Genomic DNA, 311 nt, shown 5'->3' with positions numbered 1-311 from the left:
CGGCATCCTGCTCCAGATGCACGCGCTCGATGCCAACTTCAACATCTTCAAACTGGCCTTTGGAATCAGGACCGACAGACACGATAACAGTGCCTTCACCCACGATTGGCTGTTTGAACTGGGAAATCTGATAGCCCTGCGGCAGATCCGGATAGAAATAGTTTTTACGGTCAAAAACCGATTTCAGATTGATCTGCGCTTTCAGTCCGAGACCGGTACGAATGGCCTGTGCCACGCATTCCGCATTGATCACCGGCAGCATGCCCGGCATGGCGGCATCAATCAGCGAAACATTGGCGTTCGGCTCCGCA

Annotated in this window: 1 pseudogene; it reads right to left on the bottom strand. The window is 53.4% G+C overall.

The features are described from left to right. Nucleotides 1-311, bottom strand: a pseudogene (gatB, locus tag HBA93_RS20185) (Asp-tRNA(Asn)/Glu-tRNA(Gln) amidotransferase subunit GatB); the annotation flags it as partial.

It is taken from the genome of Ochrobactrum sp. SFR4, assembly GCF_019730395.1.
GTDB lineage: Bacteria > Pseudomonadota > Alphaproteobacteria > Rhizobiales > Rhizobiaceae > Pseudochrobactrum.
Note: the sequence above shows the minus strand (reverse complement) of the source record. Positions and strands in the feature narration are given on the sequence as shown.